Origin of the sequence: Microbacterium arabinogalactanolyticum, assembly GCF_030268005.1 — a bacterium.
GTDB lineage: Bacteria > Actinomycetota > Actinomycetes > Actinomycetales > Microbacteriaceae > Microbacterium > Microbacterium arabinogalactanolyticum.
Genome location: NZ_BRZC01000007.1, coordinates 983,571 through 998,415, shown reverse-complemented (window position 1 = coordinate 998,415; position 14,845 = coordinate 983,571). Strand labels below are relative to the sequence as shown.

The window sequence follows — 14,845 nt, the reverse complement described above, 5'->3', positions numbered from 1 at the left end:
AACTGCGAAGACGCACGAAAGGAAGAACAGAACATGACTGATCACTCCACCCCGCGGCGGACCGCGCGGATCGCGGCGCTCGCCGCGCTCAGCCTCGCCGCGGTCGGGCTCGCCGTCCCCGCGGCGGCCGGCGCGCGGGAACAGCCCGGGCAGACCGACCCCAAGCGGGTCGTCTACGTCGAGGTCAACAGCAACGACATGGCGAACGTGGCCGACTACACGCTCGAGGGCACGGGCCGGCCGGCGTTCGACCTGGCGATGATCTTCGCCGCCAACATCAACTACGACACCGCGAAGCAGCAGGCCTACCTGCACCTGAACGACCGCGTCACCGAGACGCTGCAGAACGCCGACACGCAGATCCGTCCGCTGCAGCAGCGCGGCACCCGGGTGCTGCTCTCGGTGCTCGGCAACCACGAGGGCGCGGGCTTCGCGAACTTCACCTCGCGCGAGAGCGCCGCGGCGTTCGCCGACCAGCTCGCCGACGCCGTCGACACGTACGGGCTGGACGGCATCGACTTCGACGACGAATGGTCGGAGTACGGCAAGAACGGCACCGCGCAGCCGAACAGCACCTCGTTCGCCTACCTGCTCGACGCCCTGCGCGACCGCCTCGGGCCGGACAAGCTGATCACGCTCTACAACATCGGTCCGTCGTACACACTCACCGACTGGCAGGGCACCGGCGCGAGCGCCGACCTCGACTACTCGTGGAACCCGTACTACGGCAGCTGGATCCCGCCGCAGATTCCCGGTATGACGAAGCAGCAGTTCGGCGCCGCGGCCATCGACCTCACCGCGACGTCTTCCACCACCGCCGCGCGCTACGCGCAGCGCACCGTCGATGAGGGCTTCGGTGCATACGTCACCTACAACCTGACCGCGGGAGACCACTCCGGCTACATCTCTTCGTTCACCACCCCGCTGACCGGTCACGCGACCGTGTACAAGGCGCCGTGGTACGACGTCGATGTCGCCGCGGACGCGACCTGCACGGGCGGCGACGTCAAGCTCAAGGTCCGCATCGACAGCGCCGACGCGGCCGCACTGGGCGCGACCGTGACCTCCTCGATCGGCAGCCGGTCCTTCAGCGGCATCTTCGACGGCGAGACGCGCGTGGCGGTGCAGCGGGCCAAGGGCGGCGCGGTCGCCGACGGCTCGGTGACCGTGCGCGTGGACGGCCCCGACGGCGCCATGACCGTCGACCGCTCCTACGCCGTGCCGGCGTGCGGCTGACCCGCAGGGCGCTCTGATGACATCGACGGATGCGGCACGCCGCTGGTACGCGCTGCCGCATCCGTCGACCGTCCGGCTCGGCGGCGGAGCCTGGCGGCCGGGCACTGCGCAGGTGGTCGCCGCGGATGAGTGCCTGGCCGCTGAGGCGGCCCGCCTGCAGCGCGAGCTCGCCGCACTGGGCATTCCTCCCGGCACGGGATCGCGCATCCTCCTGCGGTCGGCGGAGGCCCCGATCACCTCGTCGGATGCGGCTTCGACTCCGGGGGGAGCCGTCGCATCCGACGAGGCCTACGCGATCGATGTCGGAGACGACATCGACATCCGCGTCCCCTCGGCGACGGGTGGCTTCCGCGCCACCCGTCAGCTGCTGCACAACCTGCGCGCGCAGGGGTGCGTGCCGCGGGGCTCCGTCGCCGGAGCGCCTGCCGTCCGCGAACGCGGTGTCCATCTCGACGCCGCCCGCAAGCACTACCCGGCCGAGTGGATCGTCGCCCTGCTGCGCGCAGCGGCCGACGTGGGCATCAACACCCTCCAGTGGCACTTCTCCGAGAACGAGGGGTTCCGGCTGGAATCCGCCGCGTTCCCCGAGGTCGTGTCGGCCGCGCACATCACCCGCGCCGATGCCGCCCGCATCCTCGACGTCGCCCGCGACCTGCACGTCGAGGTGATCCCCTCGCTGGACATGCCCGGCCATCTGCGGCAGGTGCTGGCGCAGCATCCGCACCTGCGGTTGCCGCCGGGCCGGGAACGGGCGGATGCCGCGATCACCGGCACGGACCATGCGCTGGACATCACTCGGGAGCAGGCCGTGGCCTTCGCCGAGAGGCTGATCGACGACGTGGCGCCCGTGTTCGAGGGCTGCGGTCGCTGGCATCTCGGCGGCGACGAGTTCGTCGACTTCGCCCGCATCGACGACTATCCGGCACTGCGCGATGCCGCGCATGCGCGCTACGGCGCCGACGCGAACGGATTCGACCTGCTCACCGCCTTCGTGAACCGTATCGCCGCGCACCTGCGCGGACACGGTTTCCGGGCACGGGCATGGAACGACGGCATGCTGCGCGGCTCCGTCGTGCGCCTGGACGCCGGCATCGAGCTGACCTGGTGGACGAACTGGCATCGGCAGATGCGTCCCCTGGCGGATGCCGTCGCCGCGGGGCATCCGCTGGTCAATGTCAACGACGGGCTGTTCTACTACGTCCTCGGCGAGCACGCCGGCTACCGGTACCCGACCGCGGAGCGGATCTGGGCGGCGGACTGGCATCCCGGACTGTTCCCGGCGCTGCCGGGCGGCGGCAGGCAGGAGATCCTGCACCCCTACCTGGACTCGCTGCGCGGGAGCTGCTTCGCCGTCTGGTCCGATGAGCCGGGTGCGCAGACCGTCGCGGAGGTCGCCGACGGCATTCGCGCACCGCTGCGGGCCATGGCGGAGCGGACGTGGAACGGCGGCTCCGCGCTGACCCTGGCGGAGTTCGAGCGGGCGGATGCCGCGATCGGCCTGCCCGAGGGTGCCAGCCCACCCGGGTAGAATCCCTGTGGCCGTGTTGTGGGGACTCGGTGAATCGGCGTACCGGAGCGAAGCGATGACGGAGACCATGGGCGAGACGACGAAGAAGCACCAGGACTACAACCCGGGTCCTCGGGTGGGCATCACCTTCTCGACCTTCGACCTGCTGCACGCGGGCCACATCATGATGCTCGCCGAGGCCAAGCGCCAGTGCGACTACCTGATCTGCGGCCTGCAGATGGACCCGACCCTCGACCGCCCCGAGAAGAACGCCCCGACGCAGACCGTCGTGGAGCGCTACATCCAGCTGCGCGGCTGCGAGTACGTCGACGAGATCGTGCCGTACTCCACCGAGCAGGACCTCGAGGACATCCTGCGCTCCTTCAAGCTCGACGTGCGCATCGTCGGCGACGAGTACGAGAACCGCGACTTCACCGGCCGTTCGTACTGCGAGGAGGCCGGCATCGAGCTGTACTTCAACAGCCGGAACCACCGCTTCTCCAGCTCCGGGCTGCGCAAGATCGTCGCCGCCAAGGAAGCGGAGCGCGTCGCGCGCGGCTGAATCGTGGATGGCTGGCTGTAGCCTGGCGGCATGATCGACGTGGACGCCGGCGGGACGGATGCCCGTGCGCGTCGACGCACCTGGATGCTCGGTGGCGGTCTGCTGGCGGCATCCGCCCTGCTGAACCTCTGGGTCGCCTCGGCTCCCGGCGCGCCGGTCGGCATCGTCCCCGACCTGTTCTTCGCCGCCGGCGCGATCGTCTTCGCGATCGGGCTGGGGCCGTCGGGCAGCGTCACGGCGCGCCGTCCGCTCGGCACGGGCGTGCTCGTGGGGCTCGGGGTGTGGCTGCTCGTCCAGCAGATGATCCACGGGCTGCTCATGCCGCCGGATCCGATGGCCGACATGGTCGACTGGGAAGCGCGGGTCCGACTGGCGGGCATGGTGGTCGTGACGCTGGAGGTCGTCTCGCTGGTGCTGGCGATCCTCGCCGTGGTGCAGATCGGCCGCAGCGGCGTCGTGCCCGCGCCGTGGAACTGGGCACCGCTGTGGGCGCTGGCCGTCGTGGTGGCCACCCGGCTGCTGGCGATGGGCCTGCTCGCCGTCCCCGTCCTGACCGACAGCCCCGACGTGCTGAACGCCGTGATCAGCCTGGCCGCTTTCATCGGCATCTGCGCGGTCGGTGCTCTGGGCGTGCTCGCCATGGTGCTGGCCGCCCGGCCGGTGGCCGGATCGACGAGCGTGTACAGCTCGGGGGAGTGAGCGCTCAGCGGGCCGTCGTGCGGCGCGGCGTGATTCAGGGCGTGCCGACGGAGCCGGAGCGCACCACCAGCCCGAGCGAGCGGGCGTAGTCCTCCTTGACGATGTCGAGGTGCGCCCAGTTCTCCAGAGCCCCGACCTGGGGGAGGGAGCGCAGCTCCTCGAGCACGGAGAGCACCCCGGCCGACGACGACCCGGCGATGGTCAGGATGAAGTCGTAGAGCCCGTGCGTCCGGGCCGCGAACTCGATCGATCGCTGCTCCGCGATGTACCGGCGCACCGGCTCGGCGTCATCGCGCAGCGTGACTCCGACGCCGACCGCGAGGCGGCTTCGGGAGAGGCCGCCCGCGGGGATGGCCGAGATGCGGATGACGCCGGCGTCGATGAGCCGGCGCACGCGCGACCGTGCCGACGAAGGGGAGAGGTGCACGGTGTCGGCGAGCACCTGATAGCTGGCGCGGCCGTCGGACTGCAGCGCCTGGATGAGCCGCTCGTCCAGGCTGTCGAGCGTGATCTCGGTGCGCGACTCGGCGACGAAGAAGCCCTTGAGCACCTCGGCGTACGTGGTGACCTGGATCTGCTGAACCGTGGGGATGCGGCGCACCAGGTCGAGCATCTCGTGCAGCCGGCTCTCATCGCCGTGCCGGGATTCGAAGACGAGCGGACGTGCACCGCTCACGAGCGACACGAACACCGCGTCGTCGATCTCGGCGATCTGCTCGGCGACGGGTCGAGCGGCGCCGCTGAGGCTCACCATCGCGTGCGTGAGCACGTGGTGACCGGCGAAGCCGGGGTCGAGCGCCGCGACCACCCGCAGCCCGCCGCGGTCGGTCAGGGTGCGAAGACGCTGGGACACGTAGTCGCGGGGTGCGTCCAGCAGACGGGCGAGATCCTGGATGCTGGACCGGCCGTTGGCCTGCAGCGCGTGGATCAGCCTGCTGTCCAGGTCCGCCACATCCCGGTCGGCCCGTCCGCGAGCATCATCGGAGACCACGTCGCCCTCCTGATTCCGAACATCCGCGAAGTCCCCGGATCTGCGGATCCGGAGCAGTAGATCGTCGGCGAGAAGGTGCCGGCGGCCCGCGAGTGAACACGTTCAGCGGTGATGATACCGCAGATCGGTGGTCAACGACCCTCCGGCCACGTGGATCTGCGGTGATGAGGGGCCTATAGTCGGCTCATCCCGATGCTGCAGCCCCTCACTGCCGCTTACCCTTCGACAGAGCAAAGGAGCCCTGTATGTCCACCTCCGCAGTCCAGCCGGCGGGGCATTCGCACCGCCGCGCGCTCCGCGCCGGCTTCGCCGCCATGGTCGGCACCTCGATCGAGTGGTACGACTTCTACGTCTACGCGACCGCCGCCGCCCTCGTCTTCCCGCAGGTGTTCTTCCCCGACGTCGACAGGGTCACCGGAACACTGGCGTCGTTCGGCACCTACGCGGTCGCGTTCTTCATGCGGCCCCTCGGCGGGATCATCTTCGGACATATCGGCGACAAGCTCGGCCGCAAGCCGGCGCTGACCGTCACCCTGCTGATGATGGGCATCGCGACCGTGCTGGTGGGCTGCCTTCCCGGCTACGCCACGCTGGGCATCGCCGCGCCGATCCTGCTCGTGCTGCTGCGCATGGTGCAGGGGCTCGCCGTCGGCGGCGAGTGGGGTGGCGCCAGCCTGATGGCGGTGGAGAGCGCGCCGCCGCGGTTCAAGGTCTTCTACGGCGGGTTCACCCAGGTCGGCAACCCGTTCGGCGCGATGCTCGCCACCGGCGCGTTCTGGTGGCTCTCCACGCTCGGCGACGAGGCTCTCACGACCTGGGGCTGGCGCGTCCCGTTCCTGTTCAGCATCGTGCTGATCGGCGTCGGCTTCTGGGTGCGCTACCGCGTCGAGGAGACCCCCGTGTTCGAGGCGAAGATCGAGGGGCACAAGCAGTCGACGCCGGTGCTGTTCGCGGTGCGGAACAACTGGTGGCCGATGCTGCTCGGCTTCTGCATCATCGCCATGTCGTCGGGCGGCTACGTCATCGCCACCACGTTCGTGGAGAACTACTCGACCTCGCCCGAGGTGGGATTGAACAGCCAGACCATCCTCGCGGCCATGACCATCGCGTCGTTCGTCGAGCTGCTGATCACCCTGCCGCTGGCCTGGCTCGGCGACAAGTGGGGCAGCAAGACCCTGATCTACATCGGCGCGGTGGGGTCGATCGCCGTGTTCGTACCGCTCGTGCTGGTGATCCAGGGGCACCAGATCGCCTGGATCTTCGTGCTGGCCTCCGCGCTGCGCATCACGCTCAGCGGCGCCTGGGCCCCGCTGTCCACCCTGATGGCGCAGATGTTCCGGCCGCAGGCGCGGTACACCTCCATGTCGCTGTCGTACGGCGTCGGCGCTGCGGTGTGGGGCGGGCTGTCTCCGGCCATCGCGACCGCGCTGATCGCCGGTACGGGCAGCTTCTGGGCGGCGGTCGTGTTCTTCGGGGTGCTGTGCATCCTCGCCGTGTTCGGCGCGTACTTCGCCCCGCAGCACTCCGACAACGCACCGGTCACCGAGTCCCTGATCGCCCGCGGCACCACCGCGATCCGCACCGTCGAAGGCTGAGAGATGCGCAGACTGGCCACGTACGACTTCCGCGACTCCGCCGCGACGATCATCACCGCTCAGACCATCCGCACCGTCGACGAGCAGCGCCCGCAGGCCGAGGCCATGCTCACCGTCGGCGGCCGGATCCTCGCCGTGGGGTCGATCGCCGAGGTCGACGCCGCAGCCGAGGCGGCCGGTCTGCAGCCCGAGCGCGTCGATCACCCCGGGGCGACGATCGTCCCCGGCTTCATCGACGCGCACGCGCACCCGCTGATGTACGGCCAGATGCTGACCTGGGTCGACATCGGTCCCGACCGCGCGGGGTCCATCCCCGAGATCGTACGGCTCATGACCGAGCGCGCGCAGACGCTGCCGGAGGGAGCGCCCCTGCGCGGCTACGGCTACGAGCAGCGCAACCTCGCCGAGCGCCGGCATCCCACCCGTCATGAGCTCGACGAGATCGCCACCGACCGTGAGGTGTACATCATGAACGCCTCCGGCCACGGCGGCGTGGTGAACAGCTTCACGCTGCAGAAGTACGGCATCACCCGCGACACCCCGAACCCGGAGGGCGGCGAGTTCTTCCGCGACGCGGACGGCGAGCTCACCGGTGAGCTCTCGGATGCCGCGTGCAACGTGCTCACGGGCCTGCACGGCGTGAAGGTCGGGCACCACGGCCCGAACTTCCACCTCGGGGACGAGCCCGCCGAGCACCAGCGGCAGCTCGACGCCGTGCAGCGGGAGTTCCTCGCCGGCGGCGTGACCGCCATCGGCGACGCGCAGGTGTCGCAGCGCGAGTTCGCCGCCTACCTGGCCCTCGCCGACCGGGGCGCCCTCGATCTGCGGGTGTCGATGTACTTCCTCTCGCACCTGCTCGACCAGGTGATCGACCTGGGCCTGACCGGTCCGTTCGGGAACGCGTTCCTCTCCGCGGCCGGCATCAAGCTCTACGCCGACGGCACCCTGGGGGGATGGACCGCGTACTTCCCGGAGGGCTACGTCGGCGATCCGTGCCGCACCGGCCAGCTCTACCACCAGCCCGAGGAGTACGCCGGGCTCGTGAAGAAGGCGCACCTCGCCGGGCTGCAGACCGCCACGCACGCGCAGTCGCCCACCGCGATCAGGATGGTCGTCGACGCGCTGGAGGAGGCGCTCACCGCCCGCCCCGACGCCGATGCGCGGCACCGCATCGAGCACTGCGGCCTGCCCGACCAGGCGGAGATCCCGCGCATGGCGGCGCTCGGCATCCGCCCGGTGAACCAGACCCAGCACTACTACAACTGGGGCGAGGGCGTGGAGCAGGCCATCGGCACCCCCGGTGAGCGGTTCAATCCGCTGGGCGAGTTCCTCGAGGCGGGCGTCCCCGTCACGATCTCGTCGGATGCCCCGGTCGCCGAGCCCCGTCCGCTGGAGGCCATCCAGGCGGCCGTGACGCGCGTGACCCGCCGCGGCCACAAGCTCGGGCCCGACTCCCTGCGGATCAGCGCCGAGGACGCCCTGCGCGGGCACACCCTCGAGGGCGCGGCCTCGCTGGGCCGCGACGACGAGCTCGGATCCCTGACCCCCGGCAAGCGGGCCGACTTCGTCGTGCTCGGCGCCGACCCGCTGTCGGTGGCCGGCGACGAGATCGCCGCCATCCCGGTGCTGGAGACCTGGGTGGACGGCGTCCTCAAGCACTCGGCCGCGGTCGAGCGGAACGACGGGGAAGGATGAGCGGCATGGAGACCGTCACGAAGCGGACCACGGGCTGGGTGGTCATGGAGGCTCTCCGGGGCTATGGCGTCGACACCGTGTTCGGCATCCCCGGCACGCACAACCTGGAGTTCTACCGGCCGCTGCCGGCGCTCGGCATCCGTCCCGTCACCACCCGTCACGAGCAGGGCGCAGGCTACGGTGCCGACGGCTGGTCCCTGCAGACCGGGATGCCCGGCGTCGTCGTGACCACGAGCGGCCCGGGCCTGCTGAACGCGCTGTCCGCGGCCGGCACCGCCTACTGCGAGTCGCGTCCGATGATCATCCTGTCACCCGGGCCCGCCCGCGGCAGCGAGTTCGCCGACGTCGGCACGCTGCACGAGACCAAGGACCAGCTGGCCGCGGCATCCGCCGTCGTGGAGTGGGGCCGCCGGGTGATGAGCGCCGCCGAGGCCGTGACCGCCGTGCACGACGCCTTCGCGCTGTTCGCGACCGGCCGCCCCCGCCCGGTGTACATCGAGGTGCCCCTCGACCTGCTCGAGCAGGAGGCCGAAGGAATCACTCCCGACGATCTCGCCGCGCGGGCGTTCCCGCCCGCGGCCGCGCCGTCGGACGACGCCGTCACCGAGGCGGCTCGGCTGCTGAACGCCGCATCCGACCCCGTCATCCTCGCGGGCGGCGGATCGCGCCGCGCGGGTGCCGCCCTGAGGGCCGTGGCCGAGCGCCTCGGCGCGCCGGTGGTCACCACGGCGAACGCGAAGGGCGTGCTCGACGAGAACCACCCGCTCTCGCTCGGGGCGAACCTGCGCCTGGCCGCCGCGCGCGACCGCGCCCGTGACGCGGACGTGCTGCTCGTGGTCGGCTCGAAGCTCGGCGAGGCTGAGCTATGGGTCGACCGGCTCGACGCCCGCGGCACCGTGATCCGCATCGACCTGCTCCCCTCCCAGATCGACAAGAACCAGAAGGCCGATGTGGGCATCGTCGGCGACTCCGCGGCATCCCTCTCCGCGCTCCTGACCGCACTGGGCGATGGCCCCGCGCGCACGGGCGCACGCGTCGCCGAGACCCTCGACGCGGTGCGCGCCGAGGTGCACGAGCTGTCGCCGGTGAACGCGGCTCTCGCCGAGGTCATCGCGTCGACCCTCCCGGCCGACGCGATCGTCGCCACCGACTCGTCGCAGATCGCGTACTGGGGTCTGATGAACGTGCTGCGCGTGGCGAAGCCGAACTCGATGCCGTACATGGCGACCTACGCCACCCTCGGCTACGCCCTGCCTGCGGCTCTCGGCGCGCGCCTCGGAGATCCCGGGCGCCCGGTCTTCGCCGTGACCGGCGACGGCGCCCTGATGTTCTCGATGCAGGAGATGATCACGGTCGTCGAGCAGCGTCTCGACGTCACCGTGATCGTGGTCGACAACGGCGGCTACGCCGAGATCCGCCAGAACGAGGCGGACGCCGGCATCGCGCCGATCGGCGTGGACCTCGTGCAGCCCGACTGGGCCGCGCTCGGGACGGCGTTCGGTGGCACCGGCCGGCACGTCTCCTCCGCCGGCGAGCTCACCGCGGCCGTGCAGCAGGCGCAGACCGCGGGCGGCCTGCAGGTCATCCACCTCGACCAGTCCACGTTCGCCCTCTGAGACAGGAGCATCATGACCAGCACACCGATCGGGCCGGCGGACGCCTCGAAGACCCCGCGCTACGCGGGCCTGTCCACCTTCGCCCGTCTGCCCCGCATCGAGGACGTCGGCGAGACAGACATCGCCGTCGTCGGCATCCCGTTCGACAGCGGAGTGAGCTTCCGCCCGGGCGCGCGGTTCGGACCCGAGCACGTGCGCGCGTCCAGCCGGCTGCTGCGCCCGTACAACCCCGCGCAGGACTTCTCCGGCTGGGAGGCCGTGCAGATGGCGGATGCCGGCGACATCGCCGCGAATCCGTTCAACATCCACACCGCGGTCGAGCAGATCGCCGAGGCGGCGACGGATCTCGGCGAGCGCGTCGACCGGATCCTCACGATCGGCGGCGACCACACGATCGCGTACCCCCTGCTCAAGGCGATCAGCGCCAAGCACGGCCCGGTCGCCGTCGTGCACTTCGACGCCCACCTCGACACCTGGGACACCTACTTCGACGAGCCGATCACGCACGGCACCCCGTTCCGCCGCGCCTCCGAGGACGGCTTCATCGACCGGACCGCATCGATGCATGTCGGCACGCGCGGGCCGCTCTACGGCAAGGGCGACCTCGAGGACGACGAGCGCCTCGGCTTCTCGATCATCACGAGCGAGTACGTCGAGGAGCACGGTGTTCCTGCCGCCATGGAGCGGCTGCGGCAGCGCATCGGCGACAGGCCCCTGTACGTGTCGGTGGACATCGACGTGCTCGACCCCGCGCACGCGCCGGGCACCGGCACCCCCGAGGCGGGCGGGCTCACCAGCAGGGAGCTGCTCCGCATCATCCGTGGCCTGGCGGACCTGAACATCGTCGGCGCCGACGTGGTCGAGGTCGCCCCCGCCTATGACCACGCTCAGATCACGGGCATCGCCGCCAGCCACGTGGCGTACGAGATCCTCACCGCCATGGCACGCGCGATCGTGCGCGGACGCGGCGAGTGAGCGCCGGACGAGGAGAGCACGTGGACACCGTTCGACCGCTCGCCGTCTACACCGACGTCGAGGACACCGATCCGGCACCCGGCATCGCCCTGCTGGAGGCGCACGGCTTCGAGGTGCGCGTGCTCGGCACGCGCGACCCGCAGCTGATCGTCGAGGGCGCTCGCGACGCCGTGGCCCTGCTGCCGGGCTACGCGTCCGTCACCCGCGAGATGATCGAGGCGATGCCGAACCTCGAGATCATCGCGCTGATGTCGATGGGCTTCGACTACGTCGACCTCGACGCCGCCACCGAGAACGGGGTGTGGGTGACGAACGTGCCCGGCGCCGCCACCGAGGAGGTCGCGACCCACGCACTGGCGATCATGCTGCACAGCCTGCGCCAGTTGCGCTTCTACCTGGGCAGTGCGAACCCCGACGACTGGAACGAGCGCGCGCCGAAGGCGCCCCCGCGCCTGAGCGAGAGGACGCTCGGGGTGATCGGGCTGGGCAGGATCGGCAGGGAGTTCGCCCGGCAGGCAGGGCCCCTGTTCGGTCGCGTGCTGGGGTACGACCCTCTCATGCCTGACACCGGCGAGGTGCGCGCTGACCTCGACGCCCTGGGCGTTCAGCGCGGGAGCCTGGAGCACGTGCGGGCGTCCTCCGACGTGCTGTCGCTGCACCTGCCGCTCACGCCCGAGACCGAGCACATGGTCGACGCTGAGTTCCTCGCGGGGATGCCGCAGGGGGCGCTGCTGGTCAACGTCTCGCGTGGCGCACTGATCGACGACGCCGCGCTCGCCGCGTCGCTCGACGCCGGACATCTCGGCGGCGCCGCACTGGACGTGCTTGCCACCGAGCCCCCGTCGCCGGGGCATCCGCTGGTCGGCCGTGATGACGTGGTGCTCACCCCGCACATCGCGTACTTCTCGGAGCGCACCGAGATCGAGTACGTGCGGATCCAGGCGCAGAACGCGGTGACGCTGCAGGAGAGCGGCGCGCCCGATTCCCCGGTCAACCGCCCGGAGGGCGCCCGCGTCAGCCGGTGACGGTGAGCGCGGCGTGCTCGTCGCCGCCGCCCTCCGCCCAGCGGAGCGAGGCGGTCAGGATGCCGCGCAGCACGTCGAGGTCGATGTCCTCGAGATCCTTGAGGTACAGGCATCCGACGCCGGTGGTGTGCGGGCCGAGACGGGCGAGGTCGTCGGCGTGGGCGGCCGTGGATTCGAGGTACAGGGTCGAAGCCGCCTTGCGCGGTGCGAACGCCAGCAGCGGCATGTCACCCTCGGTGCCGGTGGGGTAGCGGTAGTGGCAGCTGCCGAAGCCGACGATCGTGCCCCACAGCTCGGGTTCGCGGCCGGACACCTCCTGCAGCAGAGCGGTCAGGGTCTCGGCATCCCGGCGGCGCTTCGCCGGCGTGACATTCGCCAGGAATGAGGCGACGCTGCCGCCGGTCGGCCTCACTTGCCGGCCTTCGCCCTGATGGGTTTCGACTCGCTTCGCTCGCTCAACCTTGCCCCGTCACGCATCAACGCTCCTTCGTCGCATTGCTCCGCGCCGCGGCAACCTTCATCGCCTTCTTGTGCTCGCGCACCTTGGTCAGCGACTCGGGTGAGACGATGTCGGCGACGCTGCGGTACGAGCCGTCCTCACCGTAGGGGGCGGATGCCTCGCGCCAGCCCGCCCCGGTGAAGCCGTACTGCTTGCCGAGCAGGGCGAGGAAGATCTTCGCCTTCTGCTCACCGAACCCGGGCAGCTTCTTCAGGCGCTTGAGCACCTCGGCGCCGTCGGGGTCGCCGGCGGTCCAGAGCCCCGCGGCATCCCCGCCCCAGTCGTCGACCAGCGTCCGACAGAGCGTCTGCACGCGCGTGGCCATGGAACCCGGGAAGCGATGCACGGCCGGCGTCTGCTTGAACGCCTCGAGGAAGGCATCCGGATCCATCCCGGCGATGGCGGCGGCATCCGACGCGCCGGTGCGCTGCTGGATCTTGAGCGGACCCGCGAACGCGGTCTCCATCGGCACCTGCTGGTCGAGCAGCATCCCCACCAGCAGCGCCAGCGGGTTGTTCGTGAGCAGGTCGTCGGCGGCGGTGTCTCCGGTGATGTGAAGGGCCATGCGACCAGTCTCCCAGGCCGACCCCTGATCTCTGAAGGAGATCAGACGTTCTGAAGGATGCTGTGGCCTGGAATCTCCTTCAGAACGTCGATCGTCCTTCAGAAGCGGGCACGTCAGTTGATGATCTCGCCGCGGGTCTCGACGATCGCCGCGATCCGGTCCCGCCACTCCTGCAGCGCCTCGGGCGTGAGGCGCGTCCAGTCGTGCACCTCCTCGATCACGCGCAGCGGCTCGCGCGTGCGGTACGAGCGGGTCGGATTGCCGGGGAACTTCTTGTCGGTGACGTTCGGGTCGTTCTCGAACTCGCCCGTCGGCTCGACCAGGTAGACGTGCGGGTCGCCGTCGACTGCGGCGATCTCGGCGGCGAGACCCGCTCCGTCGCGCAGCGCCGTGAAGTACACGTGGTTCATCGTGATCTCGGGCCGGTAGTTCGAGGGGAAGCCCGCGGTCAGCAGTTCGCCGGGCTGCAGGGCCGCCGCGGTGCCGTGGAAGAAGGGACCGTCATCCAGTGCGTCGCTCATGCATCCAGTGTCACTCAGATGCGGTCGGAGGGGCGGATGCCGTGCGTCAGGCGATCTCGGATTCCGCGGCCTCACCGGCGTCCGGAACCAGGCCGTACAGCGTCTCGAGTGCGCTGAGGAACTCGCCGCCGCGACCGTCGGCCGCGAGCTCGTGCGCGCGCGTGGTCGGGGTGTGCAGCAGCACGCCGGCGAGGTGCCGCATGGCCTGCTCGACCAGGCCGTCCTCGTCGCCGCGGTTGCGGGCGCGCTCGATCTCGGCCTCGAGCAGACCGAAGATGTGGGTGCGCAGCGCGACGACGCCGGGGGTGACGGTCGCGCGGGAGCCGACGGCGTGGAAGTCCTCGGCCGCCTCGTGCACGATCGCTCGTGCGGCATCCGTCGCCTGAAGCTCCTCGAGCGGTGCGTGCAGACGGATCGTCTCGAGGTCCAGCAGCGCGACGCCCTCGAGCTGTGCGACCGCGGGGTCGACGTTGCGAGGCATCCCCAGGTCGATCACCAGCTGCGACGAGAGATGCGGCGCTGAGCCGGGGGAAGCGACGGGGCATCCGTTCTTGGCGTCCGCGACCTGCGCGGCCGTGGTCCGCTGCAGGTGCGCAGGACCGAGCACCGGCTCGGTGGCGGTGGTGCAGGTGATCAGCAGCGAGGAACGCTGCGCGATCGCGGCGTAGTCATCGTCGAACACCGGCCGGATGCCGTGCTTCTTGGCGAACAGCTCCGCCCGGCCCGAAGGCGAGTAGACCGAGATGTCCACAGCACCGCGCTCGCGCAGCGTCGCGAGAGTGACCGCGGCGTAGGCGCCCGTGCCGACCAGCAGCACGCGCTCGGCGGCCCAGTCGGCGATGCGGCTGTCGGCGAGCTCCAGCGAGAGCCGCACGAGCGACCGGCCGGCGCGCTGCAGAGCCGTGACGTTCTTGACCTTGCGCTGCGCCTGGCTGGCCCGCTGGAAGAGCCGCTCCAGCGCGGGGGAGGTGGTGCCCTGCTTGCGGGCGCCGGTCAGTGCTCGGCGCACCTGGCCGGCGATCTCGCCCTCGCCGGAGACGACCGACTCCAGGCCGGATGCCACGGCGAACAGGTGCTCGGCCACGCGGCGGTCGTCGATCACGCGGTACGAGCCGTCGAGGTCGGCGGAGGGGATGCCAGTGGCCTGCGCGACGACGTCCAGCACGGCATCCGTGTCGAGCCCGTCGCTCTCGACGTAGGCCTCGAAGCGGTTGCAGGTGGCGAGCACGACGGCTCCCTGCGCACCGGCTTCGACCAGGGTCGGGGCAACGGTCTCGGGATGGCGGCTGAGGCGCTCGAGCAGTTCGAAGGAGGCGGTCTTGTGACTCGCCGTGACGCAGAGCAGCACCTGTCCAGGGT

Annotated in this window: 14 protein-coding genes; 9 read left to right on the top strand and 5 right to left on the bottom strand. The window is 70.8% G+C overall.

What is annotated here, in order from left to right:
- The first annotated feature begins 33 nt into the window (after positions 1–33).
- Genes MIAR_RS16245 through MIAR_RS16230 form a run of 4 tightly spaced genes read left to right on the top strand, consistent with a single transcriptional unit; the run spans position 34 to position 4,004 of the window.
- Positions 34–1,236: an endo-beta-N-acetylglucosaminidase H gene (locus tag MIAR_RS16245; RefSeq protein WP_285638054.1), complete on the top strand. Its 1,203-nt coding sequence runs from the start codon at positions 34–36 to the stop codon at positions 1,234–1,236.
- A 16-nt stretch (positions 1,237–1,252) separates the two neighbouring features.
- Positions 1,253–2,764: a family 20 glycosylhydrolase gene (locus MIAR_RS16240; RefSeq protein ID WP_285638052.1), complete on the top strand. Its 1,512-nt coding sequence runs from the start codon at positions 1,253–1,255 to the stop codon at positions 2,762–2,764.
- A gap of 55 nt (positions 2,765–2,819) precedes the next feature.
- Positions 2,820–3,305 (top strand): adenylyltransferase/cytidyltransferase family protein, encoded by a 486-nt coding sequence (locus tag MIAR_RS16235; protein ID WP_285638050.1) that lies wholly within the window; start codon positions 2,820–2,822, stop codon positions 3,303–3,305.
- A gap of 30 nt (positions 3,306–3,335) precedes the next feature.
- Entirely contained in the window at positions 3,336–4,004 is a 669-nt protein-coding gene (locus MIAR_RS16230) for a hypothetical protein (protein ID WP_285638048.1), read from the top strand.
- A 34-nt stretch (positions 4,005–4,038) separates the two neighbouring features.
- Here the strand turns inward: MIAR_RS16230 and MIAR_RS16225 are convergent, their stop codons facing one another.
- Positions 4,039–4,995, bottom strand: coding sequence for an Lrp/AsnC family transcriptional regulator (locus MIAR_RS16225; protein ID WP_285638046.1), 957 nt, complete (start codon positions 4,993–4,995; stop codon positions 4,039–4,041).
- A 245-nt stretch (positions 4,996–5,240) separates the two neighbouring features.
- Here MIAR_RS16225 and MIAR_RS16220 point away from each other — a divergent pair, with 245 nt between their 5' ends.
- The 5 genes from MIAR_RS16220 to MIAR_RS16200 are packed head-to-tail and all read left to right on the top strand — an operon-like array spanning position 5,241 to position 11,901.
- On the top strand, positions 5,241–6,590 hold the full coding sequence (locus MIAR_RS16220) for an MFS transporter (RefSeq protein ID WP_285638044.1): 1,350 nt from the start codon (positions 5,241–5,243) through the stop codon (positions 6,588–6,590).
- 3 nt (positions 6,591–6,593) lie between these two features.
- Entirely contained in the window at positions 6,594–8,285 is a 1,692-nt protein-coding gene (locus MIAR_RS16215; RefSeq protein WP_285638042.1) for an amidohydrolase, read from the top strand.
- A gap of 5 nt (positions 8,286–8,290) precedes the next feature.
- Complete coding sequence (locus MIAR_RS16210; protein ID WP_344289554.1) at positions 8,291–9,901, top strand: thiamine pyrophosphate-binding protein; 1,611 nt, start codon at positions 8,291–8,293, stop codon at positions 9,899–9,901.
- A gap of 12 nt (positions 9,902–9,913) precedes the next feature.
- Positions 9,914–10,876 carry an agmatinase gene (gene speB, locus MIAR_RS16205; protein WP_285638038.1) on the top strand — a complete coding sequence of 321 codons (963 nt, stop codon included), beginning with the start codon at positions 9,914–9,916 and terminating at the stop codon, positions 10,874–10,876.
- Positions 10,877–10,896: 20 nt separating this feature from the next.
- Positions 10,897–11,901 (top strand): C-terminal binding protein, encoded by a 1,005-nt coding sequence (locus MIAR_RS16200; RefSeq protein ID WP_285638036.1) that lies wholly within the window; start codon positions 10,897–10,899, stop codon positions 11,899–11,901.
- On the opposite strand, the gene MIAR_RS16195 is transcribed toward MIAR_RS16200, so the two are convergent.
- The 4 genes from MIAR_RS16195 to MIAR_RS16180 form a co-directional block, all read right to left on the bottom strand.
- Positions 11,891–12,313: a DUF1801 domain-containing protein gene (locus MIAR_RS16195; protein WP_285638034.1), complete on the bottom strand. Its 423-nt coding sequence runs from the start codon at positions 12,311–12,313 to the stop codon at positions 11,891–11,893. The two genes, MIAR_RS16200 and MIAR_RS16195, sit on opposite strands and share 11 nt — an antisense overlap.
- Before the next feature lie 64 nt (positions 12,314–12,377).
- The gene (locus tag MIAR_RS16190) at positions 12,378–12,965 is read right to left on the bottom strand and encodes an HhH-GPD-type base excision DNA repair protein (RefSeq protein ID WP_285638032.1); all 588 of its coding nucleotides are present in this window, start codon (positions 12,963–12,965) and stop codon (positions 12,378–12,380) included.
- A gap of 113 nt (positions 12,966–13,078) precedes the next feature.
- Positions 13,079–13,486, bottom strand: coding sequence for an NAD(+)--rifampin ADP-ribosyltransferase (gene arr / locus MIAR_RS16185; protein ID WP_285638030.1), 408 nt, complete (start codon positions 13,484–13,486; stop codon positions 13,079–13,081).
- Between the two features lie 46 nt (positions 13,487–13,532).
- A complete protein-coding gene (locus MIAR_RS16180) occupies positions 13,533–14,834 on the bottom strand; it encodes a glutamyl-tRNA reductase (RefSeq protein WP_285638028.1) in 1,302 nt (433 codons plus the stop codon).
- Positions 14,835–14,845 lie beyond the last annotated feature (11 nt).

What these genes read in the sequence shown, in the direction of transcription:
- MIAR_RS16245 (WP_285638054.1), top strand. Translation starts at nt 34, where the DNA reads ATGACTGATCACTCCACCCCGCGGCGGACCGCGCGGATCGCGGCGCTC.
- MIAR_RS16240 (WP_285638052.1), top strand. Translation starts at nt 1,253, where the DNA reads ATGACATCGACGGATGCGGCACGCCGCTGGTACGCGCTGCCGCATCCG.
- MIAR_RS16235 (WP_285638050.1), top strand. Translation starts at nt 2,820, where the DNA reads ATGACGGAGACCATGGGCGAGACGACGAAGAAGCACCAGGACTACAAC.
- MIAR_RS16230 (WP_285638048.1), top strand. Translation starts at nt 3,336, where the DNA reads ATGATCGACGTGGACGCCGGCGGGACGGATGCCCGTGCGCGTCGACGC.
- MIAR_RS16220 (WP_285638044.1), top strand. Translation starts at nt 5,241, where the DNA reads ATGTCCACCTCCGCAGTCCAGCCGGCGGGGCATTCGCACCGCCGCGCG.
- MIAR_RS16215 (WP_285638042.1), top strand. Translation starts at nt 6,594, where the DNA reads ATGCGCAGACTGGCCACGTACGACTTCCGCGACTCCGCCGCGACGATC.
- MIAR_RS16210 (WP_344289554.1), top strand. Translation starts at nt 8,291, where the DNA reads ATGGAGACCGTCACGAAGCGGACCACGGGCTGGGTGGTCATGGAGGCT.
- speB (WP_285638038.1), top strand. Translation starts at nt 9,914, where the DNA reads ATGACCAGCACACCGATCGGGCCGGCGGACGCCTCGAAGACCCCGCGC.
- MIAR_RS16190 (WP_285638032.1), bottom strand. Translation starts at nt 12,965, where the DNA reads ATGGCCCTTCACATCACCGGAGACACCGCCGCCGACGACCTGCTCACG.
- arr (WP_285638030.1), bottom strand. Translation starts at nt 13,486, where the DNA reads ATGAGCGACGCACTGGATGACGGTCCCTTCTTCCACGGCACCGCGGCG.